This window comes from Micromonospora sp. FIMYZ51 (assembly GCF_038246755.1).
Taxonomy (GTDB): Bacteria; Actinomycetota; Actinomycetes; order Mycobacteriales; family Micromonosporaceae; genus Micromonospora.
In genome coordinates this window covers 3,447,954-3,472,359 of record NZ_CP134706.1, presented here as the reverse complement: position 1 = coordinate 3,472,359, position 24,406 = coordinate 3,447,954, and the positions used below count along the sequence as shown (strand labels likewise).

The window sequence follows — 24,406 nt, the reverse complement described above, 5'->3', positions numbered from 1 at the left end:
CGAAGTGGCGCCATCCGTCCAAGGCGGACAGCGCCATCTCGCCGCAACGGGTGCCGGCGTCATCCGATTCGCCCGCGAGCATGGCGCGCGGCGGCGTTACGGGGTAGAAACATCTCGGCGAGAGAGCGCTCTCACGCCGACTGGTCCACCACAGCGTCGGGGCGGAGAACGCGGCCGTGCCCGACGGGAAGGACGAACGTATGCCGACCTCACCACCGCAGCGGCGGCTCGGCCGGGCACTGGCCCTGGGCCTGGTGCTGACCACCACCGCCGTCGCCACGCACACCCCGGTCAGCGCCGGTCCGCCGCGACCGACAAACCCTGACTTCGGGCCCAACGTCACGGTCTTCGACCCGAGCATGCCGGTCCGCCAGATCCAGGCCGTGCTCGACGCGACGTACGCCGCACAGGTCGATGACGAGATGGGTACCAGCCGACACGCCTACCTGTTCCGGCCGGGCAGTTACGGCACGGCCGAGGAGCCGTTGCAGATCAAGGTGGGCTACTACACCGAGATCTCCGGGCTTGGCGCCTCCCCCACCGACGTGGTCATCAACGGCAAGATCGAGGCGTACAACCGCTGCCTCACCGAGGGCGGCACCGGCAACTGCATCGCGCTTGTCAACTTCTGGCGGACCCTGTCCAACCTGTCGCTGCGCATCAACGCCGCCGGCCAGGACGACTGCCGCGCCTCGGCCAACTTCTGGGCGGTCTCCCAGGCGGTGTCGATGCGCCGGCTCGACATCTCCGGCGGCGGACTGTCGCTGATGGACTACTGCACAAACGGGCCGCAGTACGCCAGCGGCGGTTTCATCGCCGACTCCCGGCTGCCGGCCACCACCAACGGCTCCCAGCAGCAGTGGCTGACCCGCAACAGCGAGGTCGAGAGCTGGTCCAACGGGGTGTGGAACCAGGTGTTCAGCGGCGTGGTCGGCGCCCCCGACGACGCCGACTTCCCCGACCCGCCCTACACCACCCTCGACCGGACCCCGGTCAGCCGGGAGAAGCCGTACCTGTTCGTCGACGGCAAGGGCAGGTACCAGGTCCGGGTCCCGGCCGCGCGTCAGCACACCAGGGGCATCACCTGGGCCAACGGCATGACGTCGGGCCGCAGCATCCCGATCGGCGACTTCTTCGTGGCCCGGCCCGCCGACCCGGTGCACGTCATCAACGCCCAACTGGCCCGGGGCAAGCACCTGCTGCTCACCCCCGGCCGGTACGACGTGGCCCGCAGCATCGAGGTACGCCGCCCCGACACCGTCGTCCTCGGCATCGGGCATGCCACCCTCACCGCCGTCAACGGGGCGGTCCCGCTGACCGTGGCCGGCGTACCCGGTGTGGTGATCGCCGGGGTCACCATCGACGCCGGCCGCAAGGAGTCGCCGGTGCTGCTGCGGGTCGGCCAGCGGCACGGTCGTGACCACAGCACCCCGAAGAACCCGACCACCCTCTCCGACGTGTACTTCCGCGTCGGCGGCCCGCACATCGGTCGGACCGACACCGCGTTGGAGGTGAACAGCGACCACGTCCTGATCGACCACACCTGGGTGTGGCGCGGTGACCACGGCGTCGAGGGCTTCACCGAGGGCGTCAACGGTGACACCGACCGCTGGCGGACCAACACCGGGCGGTACGGCGCGGTCATCAACGGCGACCACGTCACCGCCACCGGTCTCTTCGTCGAGCATTTCCAGCGCTACAACACGGTCTGGAACGGTGAGCACGGCACCACGATCCTCTACCAGAACGAGTTGCCGTACGACCCGCCGACGCAGGCCGACTGGCGCAACGGCACGGTCAACGGCTGGGCCGGCTACAAGGTCGGCGACCGGGTCCGCAAGCACACCCTGTACGGCGGCGGCGTCTACGTCTTCAACCAGAACAACCCGTCGATCCGGACCGAGAACGGGTTCGAGGTGCCGGTACGGCCGGGGATCAGACTGCACCACATCATGACCGTCAACCTCAGCGCCGGCACCATCGACCACGTGGTCAACGGCGTCGGCGAGGCGGCCGGCATGGACCGGGTCGGCACACCCGTCTACCTCAAGCAGTATCCGTAGGTCGTTCCCTGGCGGGCGCTCGGTGCCCGCCAGGGAAGGCTCCGCCATCCGACCCAAGGCGGACCGGACTTATCCTTCTTTATTCGTAAAGCCCATGTTATTGCTAGAAATTGCAGAGAGGAGATCCTTCGGCCCGGGAGAGGTGACCGTGGCAGCGGTTCCCGGCACGGACGGTCAAGGCAGCGCCGAACTGCGCGAGGCGCTGCTCGGCGTCGGGGCGATCTCGCTCGCGGGCTCCGACGCGGCAGCCGCCACCGACGAACCGTCACAGCAGGTGCTGCCGCGCGGTTACTGGCAGGAGGAACCGCTGTTGGCGCGGCTACGGGTCGACGTGCTGGTGCCCGACGACGCCGTGGCGAACGTCGTCGAGGTGCTGTCCCGCTTCGGACCCCGGCTGGTCTGGACCTCAAGCGTGGCCCCGGTGCTCGTCGAATAGGTGCGAGGGCGGCGGGGTCCGCGTCAGGAGGCGACCGGCGGTAGGGGGAACGCCACGCCGGTCAGCCGTTCGCTCTCCGCCCAGAGCCGCCGCGCCACTGCGGCATCGCGCGCCCGGTCCGTCCCGGTGACCTGGACCGGTGGGCCGGCGTACTGGAAGCGGTGCGCCGGCCCCCAGTAGCTGCCGCTCGCCGCGTCCGGGTCGGTGGCCGCGCGCATGATCGGGAGCGCCCCCTCGTGGGTGGTCATCGCGAGCACCCGGGCGGCGGTGTTGACGAAACCGTCCCGGTGACCGCGCTGCCCGGTGTAGGCCCAACCGGGGTGCGCGGCGGTGACCCGCAACGGCGAGCCGACCTCGGTCAACCGCCTGTGCAGTTCCAGCGTGAACAGCAGATTCGCGAGCTTGCTCTGGGCGTACGCGGCGAACCGCTGGTACCGCCGCCGCTGCCAGTTGAGATCGGCGAAGTCGATCCGGCCGGTGCGGTGCGCGTTGCTGGCGACGGTGACGATCCGCGCCGCCGGGGTGGCCAGCAGCAGTGGAAGCAGGCAACCAGTGAGCGCGAAGGCGCCCAGGTGGTTGGTGCCGAACTGAAGCTCGAAACCCTGCCGGGTCCGCCGCAGCGGCGGATACAACACCCCGGCGTTGTTGATCAGCAGATCGAGCCGGTCATGCTCGGCCCGCAACGCGTTGGCGAACGCGGCCACCGAGTCGAGATCGGCCAGGTCGAGCCGGACGACGTCGACCTGGCCCGCCGGGAACTGTTCCCGGATCCGCTCGGCCGCCGCCGCGCCCCGGCCCTGGTCGCGGCAGGCGAGGACGACCCGCGCTCCCCGGCCGACGAGCAGCCGGGCGGTCTCGAAACCCAGCCCGCTGTTGGCCCCGGTGACGACAGCAGTCCGGCCCCGCTGGTCGGGAACATCGTCGTACGTCCACCCCGTCATGCCCACCTCTTCGCCAGCCCGACGGCCCGCCGCGCGGCGCCCGGCCACTCGGTGCTCAGGGCAGCAGCTTGTCGAGGTCCGGCTTGCTGGTCAGCAGCCCGTCGGTCACGGCCAGGTCGGCGAGCGCCTGCACCGAGTCGCGGTTGATCTCGGCCGGCCACTTGGGCAGGATCATCGTCGCACGGACTTCCGGCGAGATCCGGGTGTAGTCGCCGAGTATCTCCCGCACCTCCTCGGCATGGCTGTCGGCGTACGCCAGGGACTCCTTCATCGCTTCGCTGAAGCGTTTGACGAGGTCCGGATTCTGGCTGGCCAGCTGGTTCGAGGTGAAGTACATGGCGACGGTGAGGCTCGGCGCCGCGTCAACGTAGCTGGACGCGATCTTCCGAGCCCCCGAGGCGAGCGCCGCCTGCTGGAACGGCTCGACCACGAAGATGGCGTCGACTCGGCCGGACTCCAACGCGGCACCCTGATCCGGGAAGGGCAACTCGACGAACTTCACCGCCGTGGCGTCCCCGCCGGCCTTACGGACCGAGGCCCGGACGGCGGTGTCGACGATGTTGTTCAACGTGTTGGCGGCGACCGTCTTACCCGCCAGGTCCTTTGGCGACCGGATCGGACTGTCTGCCCGCACGAACAGACCGGCGAAGTCCTGACCGTCCACTCCCGTCGAGTTGTTGCCGTTGCTCACCACCTTCAGCGGCAGGTTTCTCGACTCGCCGAGCAGAAGCGAAATGGTGTTGCTGAAGCCGAACTGGTATTGCCCGCCGACGACGGCCGGAATGATGGCCGCGCCGCCCTGGGCCGTCGTCAGCGTCAGGTCGATGTTGCGACTGCTGAAGAAGCCCTGGTCCTTACCGAGATAGATCGGTGCCACATCCGCGATCGCGATGACGCCGACCTCGACCTTGTCGGGCTGACCGGGCGACGGTGAACCGGATTCATCGGCGCCACATGCGGCACCGGCAAACACGGTCGCCGCGGCAACGAGCGTAGCGAGAGCACGTCGCATCGATTCTCCATCCACATCAACTGACGGGCGGAAGCACCAGGCACGGAACAGCCCCGGACGCCCATTGGACCACAAAACCGACCTTCACGGCTATCAATCCTCCTCCCCCTCCCCACCCTCCCCACCCCCACCACTATCCCCGTTGATCATGAGGTTAGCGGCAGTCGTCGATCTTCAAAGTGCCGCCAACCTCATGATCAACGGAGGAGAGGGAGGGAGGGACGGAGGAGGGAGGGACGGAGGGAGGGGGAGGAGGGAGGGAGAAAGGGGGAGGGAGGGAGGGGGCCGCAGCTGCCGGCACGCGGTGCGTTGCGACCAGTGGCGGGCCTGGTTGTTCGGGTGGATGACCTTGGCGCGCGTCCCGAAAAGGGGTCATGGACATCTTCGATCATGGAAGACCGAAACTATCGATATCTGCAAGCATCTTGCCGCACCCATCGACGCGGGCACATACTTTGGCTACGCGCGAGCTGCGGATTGGCACGATATGCACGCTTGTCAGGGTGAGGTGGACGGACACCGCGTTCCGTAGGGCAGCACTTCCCCTATCACGACATCGGTCCCCAATTGACGGACGCCTCGACGGCGTCGACTCCGTCGTGGGCCGGGACCGGCGTCGATCCGTACTCCATGGAGGTGGACGTGAAACGAACCACAGCGGCGCTGGCATCGCTGGCCGCCGCGCTCCTCTTCGCCGTGGCGACCCTCGTCTTGGTCCCGCAGCCGGCCGCCGCCGCGTCCCTGGTCGAGGTGACCAACTTCGGCAGCAACCCGGGCAACATGCGGATGCACATCTACGCGCCGGACAACCGGCCGACCAACCCGGCGATCGTGGTGGCCATGCACGGCTGCGGCGGCTCCGGTCAGGGCTTCTACTCGGGCAGCGAGTTCGCCCGCCTCGCCGACCAGTACGGCTTCCTGGTCATCTATCCCACCGCCACCCAGCAGGCCGGCTTCGGCAACTGCTTCGACGTCTGGTCTGCGGCAAGCAAGCGGCGCGACGGTGGCAGCGACCCGGTTTCCATCATGTCGATGGTGAACTACGCGCAGCGGCAGTACGGCGGCGACCTGAACCGGGTCTTCGCCACCGGCAGCTCGTCGGGCGGGATGATGACCCAGGCCCTGATGGCGCTCTACCCGGACGTGTACAAGGCCGGCGCGGCGTTCATGGGTGTGCCGTTCAACTGCTTCGCCAACGCCGCCGACTTCCCACCCACAAACAGTCAGTGCGTCAACGGCCGGATGGACCGGACCCCGCAGCAGTGGGGCGACGCCGTCCGGCAGGCGTACCCGGGCTACAGCGGAGCCCGTCCCCGGGTGCAGCTGTGGCACGGCACCGCCGACAACCTGATCCCCTTCCAACTGCTCCAGGAGTCGGTGGAGCAGTGGACGAACGTGGCCGGGCTGAGCCAGACCCCGACGCGCACGGACACCCCGCAGCCGAACTGGAACCGGCGCCAGTTCGCCGACTCGTCGGGCACGGTGCGGGTGGAGGCGTACGCCATCCAGGGGGCTGGGCACAGCTTGCCGTCGACCGGCATGGCCCGGGTCGCGATCGAGTTCTTCGGCCTGACCGGCACCAACCCGCCGCCGACCACCACCCCGCCACCGCCGCCGACCACCACCCCACCGCCACCGCCGACCACCACCCCACCGCCACCGCCGACCACCACCCCGCCACCGCCGCCGACCACCACGCCGCCGCCCGGCTCGACGTCCTGCCGGGTGCAGTACTCGGCCGACTCCTGGAACAACGGCCTGGTCGCCAACATCACCGTCACCAACACCAGCCCGAGCCCGGTCAACGGCTGGACGGTGCAGTGGACCTGGCCCAACAGCCAGCAGGTCACCAACGCCTGGAACGCCACCATCACCCAGAGCGGTAACCAGGTGACCGCCCGCAACGTCGGCTACAACAGCACAATCGGCGCCAACCAGAGCGTCACCTTCGGCCTACAGGGCACCCACACCGGCACCAACACCGCACCGAACCGCTTCACCCTCAACGGGGCCGCCTGTTCCTGACCCCGACCCGTCCCCCCGGTGCCCCGGCCACTCTCGGCCGGGGCACCGGTCGTTGCTCGGTTGCTGCGGGATCTAGCGTGCGGTGCAGAGGGTGCCGTTGAGCCGGAAGGCGGTCGGCACGACGTTCGGTCCGCTGTACTCCCCGACGAACCCGACGCTCACCGTGCCTCCGGCGGCGATCTGGCGGCTGTCGTCGTTGCTGGTCACCCGCACGTTGCTGCCGACCTGCGTCCAGTTGGCGTTCCAGCCGCTGCCCACCTGTTGCCAGGTGGTCGGCCAGGTCCAGGTCAGCGTCCAGCCGTTGATCGGCCGCTCGGTGTTGTTCGCGATCTCCACCGTCGCCACGTACCCGTTGCCCCAGTCGGTGTCGTTTGTGAAGCGGATGGCGCAGGCGCTCTCGGCCGGACTGCCGGTGGTGAAGGTCAACGGCGGTGAGGCCCAGGAGACCCGACCGGCGGTGTCGCGGGTCAGCACGTTTACCGTGTACCTGCTGCCGGGGTTGAGGTTGCCGACGGTGAGCGAGGTGCCCGAGGTCTCGCCGAGTTGCTCGCTTACCGTCCCGTACTGCCGGTGGACCTCGTACTTGGCGATCGGGCTGGTGCCCGGGGTGGCCGCCGGCCAGGAGATCGTCGCACTGCGGTCGGTGACCGCGCTGACGGTGGGTTGCCCGGGTGCGCCGGGCAGGCCGGTCGCGGCAGCCGCCGGACGCACCACGAGGGTGGTCAGCGAGTACGGCGGCAGGGTCCGGCTGGTCGCGCTGCCGCTCTGGCTGGTGGTGATGGCGGTGGCGCCGTTGGTGTGGGTGTGCACCGTCGGTGCCGCGCTCGACGGGGCGAAGCCGGCGTAGTCGATGGTGACCGGGTACTCGTTCTCCGGGTCCTTGTTCACCAGCAGCACCGCCACCTCCCCGTTGCCGCGCCGCACCGCGTGCGCGGTGACCATCGGCTGGTCGGAGCCGGCGCGGATGAACTGGTCGCCGGTCCGGGCGAAGCGGCTCATCATGGACAGCCCGTGGTAGGCGGCGAACGGCGTGTTCACCGGCGGTTCGCAGACCGTGCCGTCCGAGGTGCAGGTGCCGCTGGAGAGCAGGCCGAAATCGCCGTAGTCGGTCTGCCCGGCCACCGTGGTCACCCGGCCGATGCCGTTGTGCACGTTCCACCAGTGCACCGTGAAGACGCCGTTGGCGAGCAGCCCGCTGTAGGCGTCGGCCAGGAAGAGCGCGGCGGGTTGGCTGGTCATGCCGTCGGCGGTCACGTTCACCTCGGTGAGGCTGATCCCGATGCGCGCGGCATCCGGGCCGGCGTACCGGGTGATCTGCTGCCGGAGCAGGTGCACCGCGTCGGTGATGTGGCTGGTGCGGGGCAGCGACTCGGCGGCGCTGCCGCCCGGATACCAGTGCACGTCGACGAAGTCGATCTTCGGCCCGGCGATGGAGAGCACTGTTTTGTTCCACGGACCTGGATCGTCGCCCGCGGTCAGGCCGTCCGGCCAGTTGGCCGGCATGGTCAGCACCGCGCCGACCTTGATTGTGGGGTCGACGGCCTTCATCGCCTCGGCGTAGGAGACCACCAGGTTCGCGTAGTAGGTGGCGCTCTTGTCGGGGTGGTGGTCGGCCTCCCAGGCAGCGCCGTAGTGCCCGTTGCCGTAGTTCTCGTTGCCGACCGTCCAGTACCGCGCGCCGTACCGCTTGGTCACGTTGGCGTACCGCACCCAGTCGGCGGCCTCGGCCGGCGTACCGGTGCCGTAGTTGGCGATGATCATCGGCTCGGCACCGACCCGCCGGGCCGCGGCCATGAAACTGTCGAAGTCGGTGCCGGGTGCGACGTAGCCGCCGGGCGCGGTGTGGTCACGCCAGTGGTAGATGTCGGCGTACGAGCCACCGGGGTAACGCACCATCTGTACCCCGGCATCACGCAGCAGGTCGGACGTCTCGTTCGTGGCCAGGTACTGGTCCCAGATGGCGTGGTTGACGCCGAGCCCGGTGGCGGGCATGGTCGCCAGTCCGGCCCGGGCGTTCACGGTGACGGTCACCGGCGCCGTCGCCGCACCGGCGCTCGGAGCACTGACGCCGGTCAGCACGCTCGTGCCGAGCAGCAGGCCGGCCACCAGTGCCGCGCGGCCACGCCGGGTCAGGGACAGTGGTAGGGCAAATGATCGAACACCGTGCCTGTTCGAAACTCTCATGGTTGTCCTTCGCTGATCACGGGCGAGAGCCGTCCATGGCCGGGCCTTCGCAGGCCCGGCCATGAACGGTCGAGAGAACGACGAACTCCTCTGCCGTCACCCGCCGCAGGCCATGACGGCCCCGGCTGCCCATTTGGGCGACGGCCACTCGCGCGCGCGACAACGCATCGACACACCAAAATCCCACAAGGATGCCGGGAGGCGCTACGGGGTGGGGCGACTAACTGCCCCCCGGCTACTGCGGCTCCTCGTCCGCGAGCCGCCGGCCGCGCCGCTCCGCGTATGCGCGTACGTCGGCGGCGTCCCACACCACCGTTTCACCGACCGGGTCCCCGCCCGGCGCCCACCTCGGACGCTGGACCTGCCGCTGTGAATCATGGACCGAAGTCGCCCCTATGGGGGCCGAGAACGCCCAAGATCTTCTATGGCGCGAGTTTGGGGGTGGCGCGGGTGATGATGGCGGCGAAGTCGACACCGGCGGGCAGGGTGCCGTAGGCGTGGCCGTGGTCCCCGGCCAGGCGGGAGGCGCAGAAGGCGTCGGCGACGGCCGGGTGGCCGTGCCGGACCAGCAGCGCACCCTGGAGCACCAGGGCCAACTGTTCGACCACCCGGCGGGCCCGCAGCTCAAGGTCGGCCGGGTCGTTCAGGGCGGCCTGCACCTGGCGTACGGCGGCGTCCAGTCGACGGTCGGCACCTGCCGCGAGCGCCACCTCGGCCTGGAACGCCGCCAGCACCTCGGGCTGACCGGCCAGCGCCCGCAGTACGTCCAGCGCGGCGACGTTGCCGGAGCCCTCCCAGATCGAGTTCAGCGGCGACTCGCGGAACAGGCGCGGCATGCCGGACTCTTCGACGTAGCCGTTGCCGCCGAGGCATTCCAGAGCTTCGGCGGCATGACCCGGCCACCGCTTGCAGACCCAGTACTTGCCGACGGCCAGGGCGATCCGCTTGAAGGCGGTCTCGGTCGCGTCGCCGCGGGCGGACCGGTCGGTGGCACCGGCCAGGCGCATCATCAGCACCGTCGCGGCCTCCGACTCCACCGCCAGGTCGGCCAGGACGTTACGCATCAACGGCTGGTCGGCGAGGTACCGGCCGAAGGCCCGCCGGTGGGCGGCGTGGTGGGCGGCGGTGAGCAGGCCCTGCCGCATGCCGGCCGCCGCGCCGATCACGCAGTCCAGGCGGGTCAGGTTGACCATGTCGATGATGGTGCGTACGCCCCGACCCTCGTCGCCGACCCGCCAGGCGACCGCCTCGTCGTACTCGATCTCGCTGGAGGCGTTGGACCGGTTGCCCAGTTTGTCCTTCAGCCGCACGAGCCGCATCGGGTTGCGGGTGCCGTCGGGCAGCACGCGCGGCACCAGGAAGCAGGTCAGCCCGCCCGGCGCCTGGGCCAGGGTCAGGAACAGGTCGCACATCGGCGCGGAGGTGAACCACTTGTGCCCGACCAGCCGGTAGCTGCCGTCCGGCTGCGGGCGGGCGTTCGTGGTGTTGGCGCGTACGTCCGAGCCGCCCTGTTTCTCCGTCATGGACATGCCCGCCAGCAGGCCGCGCTTGGTCGACGGCGCCCGCAACCCGAAGTCGTACGTGGTGGCGGTGAGCAGCGGCTCGTAGCTCGCGGCCAGGTCCGGGGCGTGCCGCAGGGCCGGCACCGCCGCGTAGCTCATCGAGATCGGGCACCCGTGGCCGGCGTCGGTGCGCCAGGTGTAGAACTTCGCGGCCCGGGCGACGTGCGCGCCGATCCGGTCGTCGGCCCAGGGCGCGGCGTGCAGGCCATGACCCACGGCGGTACGCATCAGCTCGTGCCAGGACGGATGGAACTCCACCTCGTCGATGCGGTGCCCGTAGCGGTCGTGGGTACGCAGCACCGGCGGGTGTTCGTTGGCCAGCCGACCGTGCTCGATCGCCTCCTCGGTGCCGGCGAGCCGGCCGAGGGCACGCACCTCGTCGGTGGCCCAGCCGGCGCCCTCGCGGGCCAGCCCGTCGAGTAGCGCCGGGTCAGCCGCGGTGTCGTAGTCGACAAGCGGCGGAACCTGGTTGAACACCTCGTGTGTGGTCACCGGACAGACTCCAAGCGTGTGACGGGTGAACCGAGAATTGAACCATCGTTCAGTTGTCGCCGGCAACACCGGCCAGACGCTTGGCGAACCAGTGATGGGCGTACGGGTTCGTGTTGTAACGCGGGATCTCGTGGTAGCCCGCGCTGCGGTAGAGCTGGATCGCCTCGGTGAGGTTGCGGTTGGTGTCGAGGTGAACGGCGTCGACTCCGGCCGCCGCCGCGCACTGCTCCAACTCGCCGAGCAGCCGCCGGCCGACGCCGAGTCCGCGTACCGACCGGGACACCCAGAGGCGCTTGATCTCGGCGGGTTCACCGGGGCTCAGCCGCAGCCCGCCACAGCCCACCGCCTCGCTGGCAAGCGTGGCCACCAGGAACACCCCGGCCGGCGGGACGAATTCCTGGCCGTCGTCGGCGCCGGACTCGAAGCCGGCGTCGAAGCGCTCGGCCAACTCCGCCACATACGCCCGCAGGCAGGCCCGGGCCCGTGGATCAGCGGGTGGACAGACCTCGATGGTGACGAGTGAGGCCATCAGCAGCCGCTCCACCTCGCCCATTGCGGTGATCAGCCGGCCCCGTTGGCCGTCGCTGAGCGGCGCGAGCATCGACCAGGCCAGCTCGTCGGAGATCCGGTCGAGCAGGTCCCACTCGATCCGGCCGGCCTCGGTGAGTCGGGCGGTACGCACCCGGCCGTCCCCGCCGGTCGGGCCCACCACCACCAGGCCGGCCGTTTCAAGCGTGCGCAGCAGCCGGCTGAGGTAGCCGGCGTCGAGGTCCAGCCGGGTCCGCAGCGCCGCGACCTCGGCACCGGCCGGACCGATCTCCCACAGCAGGCGCGACTGGGCCAACGGCCGGTCACGGGCGAGGTAGCTGTCGTCCAGCGCACCGACGCGCTGGGTCACCGTGCGGCTGAAGCGCCGCACCACGTCGACCAGTTGGCGATCCATGATTGCTGACTTTAGTCAGACATCGCGGTTGGTGGTAGTCGCCCGGTCAGCCGGGTCCGAGTGCCGCAGGGCGGCGGAGGCCAGTGCGGCCAGGGCAGCCGCCGCCAGCACCCCGGCGCAGCCGGACAGCACCGCCGCGGCACCCACCGTCTCGGCGAGCGAGCCCAGCACGTTGGCGGTGACCAGCAGCGGCAGGTTCTGCACGAGCGCGAGCACGGCCTGCACCCGGGACAGGTGGCTCGCCGGGGTGGCGGCAAGCACCAGTGGACCGATGTGCGTGACGAACCCACCCGATCCGAGGCCGACAAGTGCCCCGGCCGCGATCGCGGCCGGCGGCGAGCCGGCGATCGCCAGTGCGGCCACGCCGACGGCGGCCACCATCAGGCCGGCACCGGCCGCCCGACCGGGCTCGGCCAGCCCACCGCACGCCAGCACGAGTACCGCGATGGTCGCCGTGCCCAGCGCCAGCGCCGCGACCGTCGCACCGGCCACCTGCGGCGGCCAGTTCCGCTCCCGGGCCAGCAACGGCACGAGCAGCCCGGTGACCGGCAGCAGGAAGCCGGCGGCGACGCCGACCAGCAGCAGCGCGGGTCGCAGCACGGCATGCGAGGCGGCGACCCGCAGCCCGTCCAGGGCAGCTCGCCACACCGGCTGCGTCGATTCGGACGCCGCAGCGTCCGGTGCGTGCGTCGCGTGCGATCGCAGCGCCACCAGCACCGCCAGCAGCACCGCGAACGTGGCGGCGTTGGCCAGCGCCACCCCGGCGAGCCCGACCGCGGCGAGGACCAGGCCGCCCGCCGCCGGTCCCCCGAACAGGGCCAGTTGGGCGGCCAGGTGACGGGCCGACATCGCCCGGGTCAGCGCGGGCGCCGGCACCAGCCGCCGGGGCATCGCACCGGTGCTCGGCAGGTGGAACGCGTCCACGATCCCGATGGCCAGGGCGGCCAGCAGCAGGGGCAGCCGCGGATCGGTCGACGACCACACGACGGCGGCCAGCATCACCATGACGACGATCATCACCGCGTCCGTGACCACCAGGACGGCCCAGGCGCCGAACCGGTCGGCCACCGCGCCGCCGACCAACAGCAGTAGCACCCGGGGCAGCGCGATCGCGGTGAACACAAGCGCGGCGAAGCGACCGCCGTGTCCGGCCGCCACCCAGGCCATCGCGAACGCCATGGTCTGCACGCCGAGCAGGGACAGGGTGGCACCACCGAGCCAGGCCCAGTATCGCCGGGGCACCGCCTGACTGCCGGTCGTCACTGCCACCATGCCTCCCCGCCGATCGAGCCCACCGGGCGAATGCGACGCCGGTGCCGTGCCGTCGGCACTGTCCGGCCTCGACCGACTGGAGGGTCAAGTCGACGGCGCATCGACCGACCCTTCAGGGCGGGTACGCCGCACGGCTCGGTTTCCGCGATGTGTCGTAGCGGGACGGGAGGGTTGCGTGGCTGTTAACGACTCACTATGTTAGCGATAACATCGATGGTTTCCCATCAACCAATCGCCCGGCATTCCGGAGGCCGCCATGCCTTACCCGTCCCTCAACCGTCGGCGCGTACTCCAGGTCGCCGGCGCGGCTGCCGTCGCCAGCACGGTCGGCCCCGCCCTGGGCGGCGGTACGGCCAGCGCGGCGATCCCCCCGGCCCGACCCGACATCGGCGTCGGCGCGTACGCGTTCGACATGGGCCAGGTCCGGTTGACCGCCAGCCGCTGGCTGGACAACCAGAACCGCACCCTCAACTACCTGCGCTTCGTCGACGTCAATCGGCTGCTCTACAACTTCCGCGCCAACCACCGCCTCTCCACCGGCGGCGCGGCGGCGACCGGCGGCTGGGAGGCCCCCAACTTCCCGTTCCGCACCCACTCCCAGGGGCACTTCCTGACCGCCTGGTCGTACATGTGGGCCGTGCTCGGCGACACCAACTGCCGGGACAAGGCCAACTACATGGTCGCCGAGCTGGCCAAGTGTCAGGCCAACAACGCCGCCGCCGGGTTCAACCCCGGGTATCTGTGCGGCTTCCCCGAGTCCGACTTCACCGCGGTGGAGAACCGCACCCTCAACAACGGCAACGTGCCGTACTACGCCATCCACAAGACCCTGGCCGGGCTGCTCGACGTGTGGCGACACATCGGCAACACCCAGGCCCGCGACGTGCTGCTGGCCTTCGCCGGGTGGGTCGACTGGCGTACCGGCCGGCTCAGTTCGGCGCAGATGCAGGCCATGCTGGGCACCGAGTTCGGCGGCATGAACGCGGTGCTTACCGACCTGTACCAGCAGACCGGTGACGCCCGCTGGCTGACCGCCGCCCAGCGCTTCGACCACGCCGCCGTGTTCAACCCACTGGCCTCGAATCAGGACCAGCTCAACGGGTTGCACGCAAACACCCAGATCCCCAAGTGGATCGGCGCCGCCCGGGAGTTCAAGGCCACCGGCACCACCCGCTACCGGGACATCGCCAGCAACGCCTGGAACATCACAGTCAACACCCGCACCTACGCGATCGGCGGCAACAGCCAGGCCGAACACTTCCGCGCGCCGAACGCCATCTCCGGGTTCCTGCGCAACGACACCTGCGAGCACTGCAACACGTACAACATGCTCAAGCTGACCCGGGAACTGTGGCTGCTCGACCCGAACCGGGTGGCGTACTTCGACTTCTACGAGCGGGCCCTGCTCAACCACCTCGTCGGCGCGCAGAACCCGGCCGACAACCACGGGCACATCACCTACTTCACGCCGCTGCAACCGGGCGGTCGGCGCGGCGTGGGACCGGCCTGGGGCGGCGGCACCTGGAGTACGGACTACAACTCCTTCTGGTGCTGTCAGGGCACCGGGCTGGAGAGCAACACCACGCTGATGGACTCGATCTACTTCCACAACGGCAGCACGCTGACGGTGAACCTCTTCATGCCCTCGGTGCTGACCTGGTCCCAGCGCGGCATCACGGTCACCCAGTCCACAAGCTTTCCGGCCAGCGACACCAGCACGCTTACCGTGACCGGCAGTGTCGGCGGCTCGTGGACGATGCGGATCCGCATCCCCGGCTGGACCCAGGGCGCCACGGTCAGCGTCAACGGCACCCAGCAGAACATCGCCACCACGCCCGGCACGTACGCCACCCTCACCCGCTCCTGGACCTCGGGCGACACCGTGACCGTACGGCTGCCGATGCGGGTCGTCGCGGAGCCGACGAACGACAACCCGAACGTGGTGGCGCTGCGGTACGGCCCGGCGGTGCTCTCCGGCAACTACGGCAACACCGCGCTGTCGGCGCTGCCCGCGCTGGCGGTCTCCTCGGTCACCCGCACCAGCACCTCGGCGCTGAACTTCACCGCCACCGCCAATGGGTCACAGGTCAACCTGATCCCGTTCTACGACGCGCACGGGCACAACTACACGGTCTACTGGAGCAGCGGCGGCCAGACCGGCCCGGCCGGGGCCACCTTCCGCCTGGTCAACGCCGCCAGTGGCCTGGTGCTGGGCATCGAGAACATGTCCACCGCCGACGGCGCCCCGGCGTTGCAGTGGGCCGACAACGGCACGCTGGACCACGACTGGCAGCTGGTGGTGGACGGCAACGCGGTGCGGTTCCGCAACGCCAACAGCGGCAAGGTGCTCGGCGTACAGGACATGTCCACCGCCGACAACGCGCAGGTCCTGCAATGGTCGGACACCGGCACCGCGGACCACCGGTGGACGATCGTGGACGCGGGCGACGGCTCGCACAAGATCCGCAACGGGCACAGCGGCAAGTTGCTTGCCGTGCTGGGCGGCTCCACCGCGCAGGGCGCCCGGGTGGTGCAGGATCCCGACAACGGTACGCCGGACAACCAGTGGCGGTTCCTGCCCAACGGTGCCCGGCGAATCCAGAACCTGGCCACCGGTCTGGTGCTCGGCGTACAGAACATGTCCACCGCCGACGGCGGCCTGGTGATCCAGTGGGGCGACACCGGCACCGCCGACCACCTCTGGACCGCGCTCGTGGACAGCGGCGGCTACCTGCGGCTGCGCAACTCGCACAGCGGCAAGGTGCTGGGCGTGGAGAACGGCGGCAGCGGCAACGGTGCCCGGGTGGTGCAGTGGGCGGACAACGGCTCGACGGCGAACCGCTGGCGGCTGCGCTACGGCGCCAACGGCTACTTCCGGATCCAGTCCGCCAACGGCGGGCGCGTTCTCGGCGTCCAGAACGCCTCGTCGAGCCAGGGCACTCAGATCATCCTCTGGGACGACAACGGCGCCGGCGACCACCGCTGGCGGTTCATCTAGGGCCTGTGTCGAAGTCGGTCACAGCCACTCGTTGATCGCGGCGATGTGAACGGTAGCTTCGTAGCGGACGGCGAGTTTGTCGAAACGAGTCGCTACGGCTCGATAGCGTTTGAGCTGGTTGATGCCGCATTCCACGGCGTGACGCTGCTTGTACCGCTCGGGATCGAAGGCCGGTGGCCGGCCGCCCTTGGACCCCTTCTTGCGCCGGTTGGCGTCTTGGTCGGCCTTTGACGGGATCGTCGCGGCGATGCCGCGTCGGCGCAGGTAGCGGCGGTTAGCTCGGGACGTGTACGCCTTGTCGGCCAAGACTCGGTCCGGGCGGGTTCGGGGCCGGCCGCCGCCGAGGCGGGGCACCCTGATCCCGTCGAGCACCGCCACAAACTGCGGGCTGTCCCCACGCTGCCCAGCGGTCAACACGATCGACAACGGCTTGCGCCCTTGCTCGCAGGCCAGATGCAGTTTCGTGGTCAGCCCACCCCGCGACCGCCCAAGCGCGTGATCGGTCGGCTCGACCATGACCCCGCCCGGCGGCTCGGCCTGCAGATCCCCCTTTTACGCGCCCCGGCGGCGTGCTGATGAGCCCGGGCAACCGTCGAGTCCACCGACACGTCCCAGACGACGCGTCCGGACGCATCAGCCACCGCCTGCAACACCGTCAGGATCCTCGCCCAGGTCCCATCACGCTGCCAACGCCGAAACAGCCCGTACACCGCAGCCCAGGACCCATAACACTGCGGCACGTCCCGCCACGGGGCACCGACCCGAATCCGCCACCGAATCCCATCAATGAGCTGCCGTTTCGTCCATACCGACGGCCGACCTGGCCTACGCCCCACAGGCAGCAGCGGCTCCAGCGCCACCCACTGTGCGTCGGTCAAGTCGTGCCGCCTCGCCACCGCTAGGGTATCCACGAGGTCTCCGGTGTTCGGGTTCTGCTTGGTCGCTGAACCAGATACCGGAGACCTCGCTACATCTCGAACACCGACACACGAAGATCCTCAAGCCGGCAGCTCAAGCCCTGCCACCGACTTCGACACACGCCCTAGGAGGCGGTAGTCGCGGATCGGGCGCGTCCCCGGGGCCCTGGCTCCGCCGGACGCGCCCCCGTGTCGTCGGTGGTGGCTGGCGCGCTTGCGTCCGCCGGGCGGAGCGCGTCGAATTCATTGCCATCACTTGAGCGTGTTATCGATAACATGTTAGCTTTTGGCCAAGGAGTTACGGGCACACTCCGCACCGAGGTCGCCGGCCAGCAGGCCGAGGCGGTTTCCGCCGACCGCCCGGCGACCTGTCCGGGTCCACATCCGTGAGGCGCCGCGCGCTGACTTTTCGCGTGGAAGGGCCACCTCGACGGGTAGGCATCACCGATTCGCCTCGTGACAGCCGGCTGCCACGAGGGGTCGACGCAGCTTTCCGCTCGTTCCGGCACCGACGCGCCACGACACGCCTCGGCGCGGTTCCGCCGTGCCCGAATCGGGTCCCACCGCTGCTGACCGCAGCATCCACCACCACCTGGAAAGGCCCTGTCCATGAAGAACCGAACCGGTACCGCCGGGACACCGAGAATCCGGCCGCGTACCGTCGTGCTTGCCGTCGCGGCCGGTGCCGCGCTGCTCGCCTCCACCGCGCTGATCGCGCCCGCCGCCAACGCCGCCGCCAGCACGCTGCGCGCGGCGGCGGCACAGAGCGGGCGCTACTTCGGCGCCGCCGCCAACTCGTTCCAGCTCTCCAACACCTCCTTCACCACGATCCTCAACCGCGAGTTCAACTCGATCGTGGCCGAGAACGAGATGAAGTGGGACGCCACCGAGCCCCAGCAGAACACCTTCAACTTCACCGGCGGCGACCGGCTCGTCGCACACGCCCGGGCCAACGGGATGTCCGTCCGGGGCCACACCCTGGTCTGGCACGCGCAGCAGCCCGGCTGGGCGCAGAACCTCTCCGGCAGTGCGCTGCGCAACGCGATGGTCAACCACATCAACCGGGTCGCCGGCCACTTCCGGGGGCAGATCCACTCCTGGGACGTGGTGAACGAGGCGTTCGCCGACGGCGGCAGCGGCGGCCGGCGGGACTCGAACCTGCAACGCACCGGCAACGACTGGATCGAGGTGGCGTTCCGGACCGCGCGTGCGGCGGACCCGAACGCCAGGCTCTGCTACAACGACTACAACACCGACGGGATCAACGCGAAGTCGACAGGCATCTACAACATGGTGCGCGACTTCAAGTCCCGTGGCGTGCCGATCGACTGCGTCGGCTTCCAGTCCCACCTGGGCACCACGCTGGCCAGCGACTACCAGGCCAACCTGCAACGCTTCGCCGACCTCGGTGTCGACGTGCAGATCACCGAGCTGGACGTCGCCGAGGGGGCGAACCAGGCCAGCATCTACGAGCGGGTGACCCGGGCCTGCCTGGCGGTGGCCCGCTGCACCGGCATCACCACCTGGGGCGTGTGGGACGCCGCATCCTGGCGATCCGACAACCCGCTGCTGTTCGACCGCAACGGTAACAAGAAGGCCGCGTACAACTCGGTGCTCAACGCGCTGAACAGCGTCAGCGGGCCGACCCCGCCGCCGACCACCACCGCACCGCCGCCGGTCACCAGCACGCCGCCACCCGGTGGCGGGGCCTGCTCCGCGTCGGTGTCGCTGAACTCGTGGAACGGCGGCTTCGTGGCCACCGTCCGGGTCACCGCCGGCAACGCCGCGATCCGCGGCTGGACCGTACGGATCGCGTTGCCCGGCGGTACGGCGGTCACCGGCACCTGGAACGCACAGGCCAGCGGCAGCAGCGGAACGGTGAACTTCAGCAACGTCAGCTACAACGGGCAGATCAGCGCCGGCGGCAACACGGAGTTCGGTTTCCAGGGCACCGGCAGCGGCCCCTCCGGCACTCCCACCTGCACCGCATCCTGACCCACCGACCCACGCCGAGGAATGTCGATCAAGAGGTTCTGGTCGGGAACAGCTCGACCAGAACCTCTTGATCAACCCTAGCCTGGGGTGGGTCAGCGGCGGGGTGGGGGCGCTACGCTGCGGCGGGAGACCAGGCACGGGGCGATGGTCTCGCGGAGCGCGCCGCCGCTGTCCGACTCGATCTGTGCCAGCAGCATGTCCAGGCTCGCCCGGGCCACCGCGTCGAAGTCCGGCCGCACGGTGGTCAACGGCGGAATGAAGTACGCGGCCTCCGGGACGTCGTCGAAACCCACCACGCTGATGTCGTCCGGCACCCGGCGGCCGTGCTCGTGCAGGGCCCGCAGCACCCCGAGGGCGAGGTGATCGTTGGCGGTGAAGACCGCGGTGACATCCGGCATCCGGGCCAGCATCTGCCCGCACCGGTAACCGGCCGCCGCCGACCAGTCCGCCGGCACCAGCGGCGGGATCTCCGCTCCCGCCGCGAGCAGCGCCGCCCGCCAACCCTCGATGCGGCCCGCGCTGTCGAACCAGTCGGAGGGCCCGGAAACGTGCCAGACCGTACGGTGCCCGGCGTCGAGCAGATGTTGGGTGGCGGCGCGGGCACCGGCGGCCTGGTCGACCGTCACCAACGGCATCGGCCGGTGGGGATCACCGTCGACGGTGACCAGCGGAACCTCTTTCGGCAGCCGCTCCAGCGCCTCACCGGCCGACTCCACCGGCGCGATCACCACGATGCCGGCGACCCGGTGCGCCAGGTGTCGCTCGACCGCCGCGGAGATCGACCGGTGGTCGAGGTCGCGCACACTGCCCACGCTCACCGCGAAGCCCGCCTCGGCGGCCGTCTGCTCCAGGGCGGCCAGCAGGGACGCCGGGCCGTAGAGGGTGGTGTTCTGCGCGACCACGCCGATCACCTGAGAGCGGCCGGTGACCAGCGCCCGGGCCGCCCGGTTCGGCCGGTAGCCGAGTTCGGCGATTGCCGCCTGGACCCGCAGCCGGGTCTGTTCACGCACGTTCGGGTGGCCATTTAGCACTCGCGAAACCGTCTGGTGAGAGACGCCAGCGAGGCGAGCCACGTCCGTCATCGCAGGATCGCGTACGGCCATCTCACACTCCCGCATGCCCGTGGGTCGCCGCGGCCCGTCGACGCTGACCGGAGCGGCTTGAGTTCACGATCCCTCTCGCGGCGCCCACGCCGGCCCGTGCCCGCCGGATGGCCTGCGCTAGATCACGGACAGTGTACGCCAGCAACGATATCGATTGCGGACAGGCCAGCCAGGCGTGCCGGGACCGACCGCTACCGGCACGCGCGAGGGCCCGTGCCGCACTCTCGGCGGGAGTACGGCACGGGCCGCGCAGGGTACGCGGGTGGCGCTTGGCGGGCGCCACCCGCGCGTCACCGGTTGCCGGTGACCCCCCTATCCGGTGGGCGGCGCTGCCGGAGGAGAGCGCCGCACCCGCCGCGAGGACGCCGGACGACAGCCGTCACGGCGTGGCCAACTCGAAGCGTCGCACGGTAACCGCGCCGCCCAGGGCCTGAGTGGCGTGGTTGAAGATGGCGAACCGGTATCCCATGAAGAAGGTCCAGTTGTTGTTCAGCGTCAGGGCGTTGCCCAGCGGGACGAAGTTGACCCCGTCGGTGCTGTACGAGAAGCGGGCCTGCCGGCCGGAACCGGGCCGGATGTCGGCGTTGGCGCGCAGCCAGATCCGGCCTCCGGAGACCGACGCGCTGGCGATCTCGCTGCCGGTGCTGGTGGTGTCCCAGTTGCTGTTCATGTTCAGCCCGTTGGTCATCACGACCCGGGTCGCCCCGTTGTCGCGGCGGACCCCGATCCAGGCTGAGACGTCCCGCAGCATGGCCAGCCCGGTACGGTCACCGTCGCGCATCGTCGAGTAGTCCAGCTCGACGGTCGCCGTGGAGGTCGGCCCCTGGATGCGGTGGGTGATCGTGTTGCGCGCCTGGTAGAGGTCGTTGGTCACCGTGGCGGTCTGGAGCCGCAGGCCGTTGTTCACCGACCACCTGCTGTTGTCCGGGTTGTGGTTCCACTCCCACTGCGGACCGAGGGTGGTGCCGGCGAAGGTGTCGACGCCGGTGAGCGGTTTGACCGGGCGCAGCGGCAGCGGGTTCGGGTAGTTGACACCCCAGGCGCCGTTGACCGTCTGCACCTGCGGCCAGCCGTCGGCGGTCCAGGTGATCGGAGCCAGGGTCGGCATCCGCCCGCCCGGGTACGCGTCGGTGAACGCCATGTAGTACCAGGAGCCGTTCGGCAGCTGCACCAGCCCGCCCTGGTGGGGCACCCCACCGCCGGCGATCGGGCCCTGCATGTTGAGCAGCACCTGGCGCTGCTCGTACGGGCCGAAGGGTCCGTTTGTGGACTTCAGCACGTACTGGCCGTTGGCGGGTCGGGTCAACCAGATGTAGTAGGCGCCGTTGCGCTTGTAGAAGCGGGCACCCTCCAGGGTGCCGATGCTCGACGGCGTCTGGTAGACCTGCTGGGACCGCACCTGGCTGCGCCCGTCGGCGGAGAGCTGGGCCACGCTGATCGTGCCGTTGCCGTACGCGACGTACATGGTGTCGTTGTCGTCGATGAGCATGCCGGCGTCGTAGTAGCAGTTGGGGAGCGTGGCGTGCCGGCTCCAGGTGCCGTCCACGGCCGTGGCGGTGTAGATGTGCGTCTGCGAGAACCCGATGCAGCCGGCCCAGTAGTACGTCCGGTTGCTCGGCCGGTAGGCCAACGTCGAGGCCCAGATGCCCTCCACGTACGCCTGTTGCCCGGGAGGCAGGTCGTACTTGGTGCCGAAGTCCAGCCGAGGCACCGAGTGCCCGGCGAACTCCCAGTTCACCAGGTCGTACGAGCGCAGGATCGGCGCGCCGGGCGAGTAGTGCATCGTGGAGGCGGTCAGGTAGTAGACGTCGCCGACCCGGATCACCTCGACGTCGGCGAAGTCCTGCCAGACCACCGGGTTGGTGAAGTTCCCGCCCGGCGGCGGCGTCGTCGGCCCCGGCGTGGGGTTGGTCCCGCCGTCGACCCGGACGAGCTGCCACTGCTGGTTGGCGCCGTTCCAGTCGTCGTACTGCACGATGTTGCCACCGTCGGCGGTGGAGGCGTTCTGTACTTCCAGCACCTTGTTGCTGTTCCGGTTGATCAACCGGACGTGACCACCGTCGGAGTCGGCCAACCGGAACTGCTGGTTGGTCCCGTTGTGATCCGTCCACTGCACGATCGACGCACCGTTGGCGGTCGAGAAGTTGTAGACATCCAGCACCTTGTTCGACAGCCGCGACTTCAACCGGTAGTAACCACCACCGGAGTCCACGAACTGCCACTGCTGCTGGTTTCCGTTGTTGCGCGTCCACTGCGTGATCCGCGCACCGTCGTTCGTCGCCAGGTTGTACACGTCCAGGGCCTTACCGCTGTTGCGGTTGACCAGCACGTACCAGGCGTTGGTGTCGACCGTCGCCGCCGCCGCGGGCGTCGAGACCACCGCCGCGGCCACCGTGCCGCCCACCACCACCGCCACCGCCGCAGCGGCAACCCGCGACAGCCACCTGCGCCGGCCCGGCGCAGGTGGTGCGATCCCGTCCAAGGTAGCCATGCCCTTCCTTCCACGGAACGAGGTGCCGTATCGACCATCGACAAGCGCGGTCTTCACCGCAGCGCCCTTGGCGCCGCCGGCGAGCGGCATGTGATCGCTAACAAAGCCTCCCTGCCCATGGGGAGGCGCAGACGTGTGTTTCGCCCTTGACGCGACGCTAACGGCCCGGCCAGCCAGAGATATCGTCCGTCTTAAGTATCGACTGTGAGCGATAACAGGCCGTTAGTCAAGACGAAACCTGCCCGAGACGAACGAGCGGACCGCAGGCGTACGGGAGCCCACCGCACGGGCCAACGCCGACGGTGCGGTGGGCAGGATCGGGCGGTCGCCGGGCGGCATCCGGTGCGCCTCGCCGGGCGGCGCGCGGGCGCACCTCAGGCGTGGTCATCGGCGGGCCGGGTCTCCACACACAGTGGACCCGGCCCGCCGGACGCGCGGTGCGCTCAGAACCCTCGGGCGAGCCGGTAGTACGCCTGGTTCCAGCGCAGCTCGGCGGCGAAGCGCCGGGGTTCGGTGTCGGCGTCGATGACCACGAGTTCGGTACGCGCCATCTCGGCCAGGTCGTGCAGCTCCTCCACACCCAGCGCCCGGGAGAGCACGGTGTGGTGCGGAGCGCCCGCGGTGATCCAGGCCTCGGCCGAGCCGGCCAGGTGCGGGCGGGGCCGCCAGACGGCCCGGGCCACCGGCAGCCGGGGCAGCGGCTGCGGCGGCGGCACCACGTCGACCTCGTTTGCCACCAGCCGGAACCGCTCACCCATGTCCGCCAGGCCGAGCACCACCGCCGGGCCGGGTTCGGCGTCGAAGACCAGCCGGACCGGATCCTCCCGGCCGCCGATGCTCAGTGGATGGATCTCCACGTTCGGCACGTCCGCGGCGATGGTCGGACACACCTCGAGCATGTGGGCGCCGAGGATGAGTTCCTCCCCGGGGGTGAGGTCGTAGGTGTAGTCCTCCATGAAGGAGGTGCCACCCTTGGTGCCCACCGACATCGCCTTGAGCGTGTGCACCAGCACGGAGGTCTTCCAGTCTCCCTCCCCACCGAAGCCGTACCCGTCGGCCATCAGCCGCTGCACCGCGATGCCGGGCAGCTGCCGCAGCCCGCCGAGGTCCTCGAAGTTCGTGGTGAAGGCGCGGAACCCACCGGCGTCCAGGAACGTCCGCAGGCCGATCTCCTGCCGGGCCGCGTACCGCAGCGAGTCGTGTCGCTCACCGCCGGGCCGCAGCTCGGCGGCGACCCGGAAGGTGTCGTCGTACTCCTTGACCAGATCGTCGATCTGCGCGTCGGTGACCTCGTCGACCACCCGGACCAGGTCGTTGACCCCGTAGGTGTTGACCGAGACGCCGAAGCGCAGTTCGGCCTCGACCTTGTCCCCCTCGGTCACCGCGACGTCGCGCATGTTGTCGCCGAAGCGGGCCAGGCGCAGCGACCGCATGGCCGACCAGCCGATCGCCGCCCGGGTCCAGGCGCCGACGCGCTGCGCGACGCGCGGATCGCTTACATGCCCCGCCACCGTCTTGCGGGCCACCCCGAGCCGGGTCTGAACGAAACCGAACTCCCGGTCGCCGTGGGCGGCCTGGTTCAGGTTCATGAAGTCCATGTCGATCTCGTCCCACGGCAGCCGGACGTTGGCCTGCGTGTGCAGGTGCAGCAACGGTGTCCGCAACGCGTCCAGCCCCGAGATCCACATCTTCGCCGGCGAGAAGGTGTGCATCCAGGCGATCACCCCGACCGCTCCCTGCACGGCGGCATCCCGACAGATCGTCAGGATGTCGGCACTGGTGGTCAGGACCGGCTTCCAGACCACCCGGGCGGGGATGTGCGGCGAGTCGTCGAGCAGGGCGGCGATCTGACGGGACTGCTCGGCCACCTGCCGGAGGGTGTCCTCGCCGTACAGTGCCTGGCTTCCGGTGAGGAACCAGACCTCGGGTTGGGGGTGTGTTGCCATGGGAGTTGCCTTCCGCGAGAGGGGCG

Annotated in this window: 14 protein-coding genes and 1 pseudogene; 5 read left to right on the top strand and 10 right to left on the bottom strand. The window is 69.9% G+C overall.

All coding sequences use genetic code 11. The features are described from left to right. Window positions 1-200: 200 nt before the first annotated feature. Both QQG74_RS15695 and QQG74_RS15690 read left to right on the top strand, forming a co-directional pair. Window positions 201-2,063: an adenylyl cyclase gene (locus QQG74_RS15695; RefSeq protein WP_341721030.1), complete on the top strand. Its 1,863-nt coding sequence runs from the start codon at window positions 201-203 to the stop codon at window positions 2,061-2,063. A 148-nt stretch (window positions 2,064-2,211) separates the two neighbouring features. Further along, window positions 2,212-2,499, top strand: coding sequence for a hypothetical protein (locus QQG74_RS15690; RefSeq protein ID WP_341721029.1), 288 nt, complete (start codon window positions 2,212-2,214; stop codon window positions 2,497-2,499). A gap of 23 nt (window positions 2,500-2,522) precedes the next feature. Here the strand turns inward: QQG74_RS15690 and QQG74_RS15685 are convergent, their stop codons facing one another. Further along, window positions 2,523-3,440 carry an oxidoreductase gene (locus QQG74_RS15685; RefSeq protein ID WP_341721028.1) on the bottom strand — a complete coding sequence of 306 codons (918 nt, stop codon included), beginning with the start codon at window positions 3,438-3,440 and terminating at the stop codon, window positions 2,523-2,525. 55 nt (window positions 3,441-3,495) lie between these two features. Further along, a complete protein-coding gene (locus QQG74_RS15680) occupies window positions 3,496-4,452 on the bottom strand; it encodes an ABC transporter substrate-binding protein (protein WP_341721027.1) in 957 nt (318 codons plus the stop codon). Window positions 4,453-5,082: 630 nt separating this feature from the next. Here QQG74_RS15680 and QQG74_RS15675 point away from each other — a divergent pair. After that, entirely contained in the window at window positions 5,083-6,477 is a 1,395-nt protein-coding gene (locus tag QQG74_RS15675; protein WP_341721026.1) for a PHB depolymerase family esterase, read from the top strand. Window positions 6,478-6,549: 72 nt separating this feature from the next. On the opposite strand, the gene QQG74_RS15670 is transcribed toward QQG74_RS15675, so the two are convergent. From QQG74_RS15670 to QQG74_RS15655, 4 genes are all read right to left on the bottom strand, one after another. After that, window positions 6,550-8,661, bottom strand: a complete 2,112-nt coding sequence (locus QQG74_RS15670) for a cellulose binding domain-containing protein (RefSeq protein WP_341721025.1) — start codon at window positions 8,659-8,661, stop codon at window positions 6,550-6,552. 422 nt (window positions 8,662-9,083) lie between these two features. Beyond that, entirely contained in the window at window positions 9,084-10,715 is a 1,632-nt protein-coding gene (locus QQG74_RS15665; RefSeq protein WP_341721024.1) for an isovaleryl-CoA dehydrogenase, read from the bottom strand. A gap of 49 nt (window positions 10,716-10,764) precedes the next feature. Beyond that, window positions 10,765-11,658: a bifunctional helix-turn-helix transcriptional regulator/GNAT family N-acetyltransferase gene (locus QQG74_RS15660; RefSeq protein ID WP_341721023.1), complete on the bottom strand. Its 894-nt coding sequence runs from the start codon at window positions 11,656-11,658 to the stop codon at window positions 10,765-10,767. Between the two features lie 15 nt (window positions 11,659-11,673). Continuing rightward, entirely contained in the window at window positions 11,674-12,930 is a 1,257-nt protein-coding gene (locus QQG74_RS15655) for an MFS transporter (RefSeq protein WP_341721022.1), read from the bottom strand. A 256-nt stretch (window positions 12,931-13,186) separates the two neighbouring features. On the opposite strand from QQG74_RS15655, the gene QQG74_RS15650 reads away from it, so the two are divergent. Then, a complete protein-coding gene (locus tag QQG74_RS15650) occupies window positions 13,187-15,928 on the top strand; it encodes a beta-L-arabinofuranosidase domain-containing protein (protein WP_341721021.1) in 2,742 nt (913 codons plus the stop codon). Window positions 15,929-15,946: 18 nt separating this feature from the next. Here QQG74_RS15650 and QQG74_RS15645 read toward each other — a convergent pair. Next, window positions 15,947-16,839 (bottom strand): annotated as a pseudogene (locus QQG74_RS15645) (IS5 family transposase). A gap of 615 nt (window positions 16,840-17,454) precedes the next feature. On the opposite strand from QQG74_RS15645, the gene QQG74_RS15640 reads away from it, so the two are divergent. Then, window positions 17,455-18,840: an endo-1,4-beta-xylanase gene (locus QQG74_RS15640; protein ID WP_341721020.1), complete on the top strand. Its 1,386-nt coding sequence runs from the start codon at window positions 17,455-17,457 to the stop codon at window positions 18,838-18,840. A gap of 92 nt (window positions 18,841-18,932) precedes the next feature. Here QQG74_RS15640 and QQG74_RS15635 read toward each other — a convergent pair whose 3' ends face one another. From QQG74_RS15635 to araA, 3 genes are all read right to left on the bottom strand, one after another. Then, window positions 18,933-19,922 (bottom strand): LacI family DNA-binding transcriptional regulator, encoded by a 990-nt coding sequence (locus QQG74_RS15635; protein WP_341721019.1) that lies wholly within the window; start codon window positions 19,920-19,922, stop codon window positions 18,933-18,935. 400 nt (window positions 19,923-20,322) lie between these two features. Next, the gene (locus tag QQG74_RS15630; protein ID WP_341721018.1) at window positions 20,323-22,434 is read right to left on the bottom strand and encodes a family 43 glycosylhydrolase; all 2,112 of its coding nucleotides are present in this window, start codon (window positions 22,432-22,434) and stop codon (window positions 20,323-20,325) included. 443 nt (window positions 22,435-22,877) lie between these two features. After that, window positions 22,878-24,380, bottom strand: a complete 1,503-nt coding sequence (gene araA / locus QQG74_RS15625) for an L-arabinose isomerase (protein ID WP_341721017.1) — start codon at window positions 24,378-24,380, stop codon at window positions 22,878-22,880. Window positions 24,381-24,406: the final 26 nt, after the last annotated feature.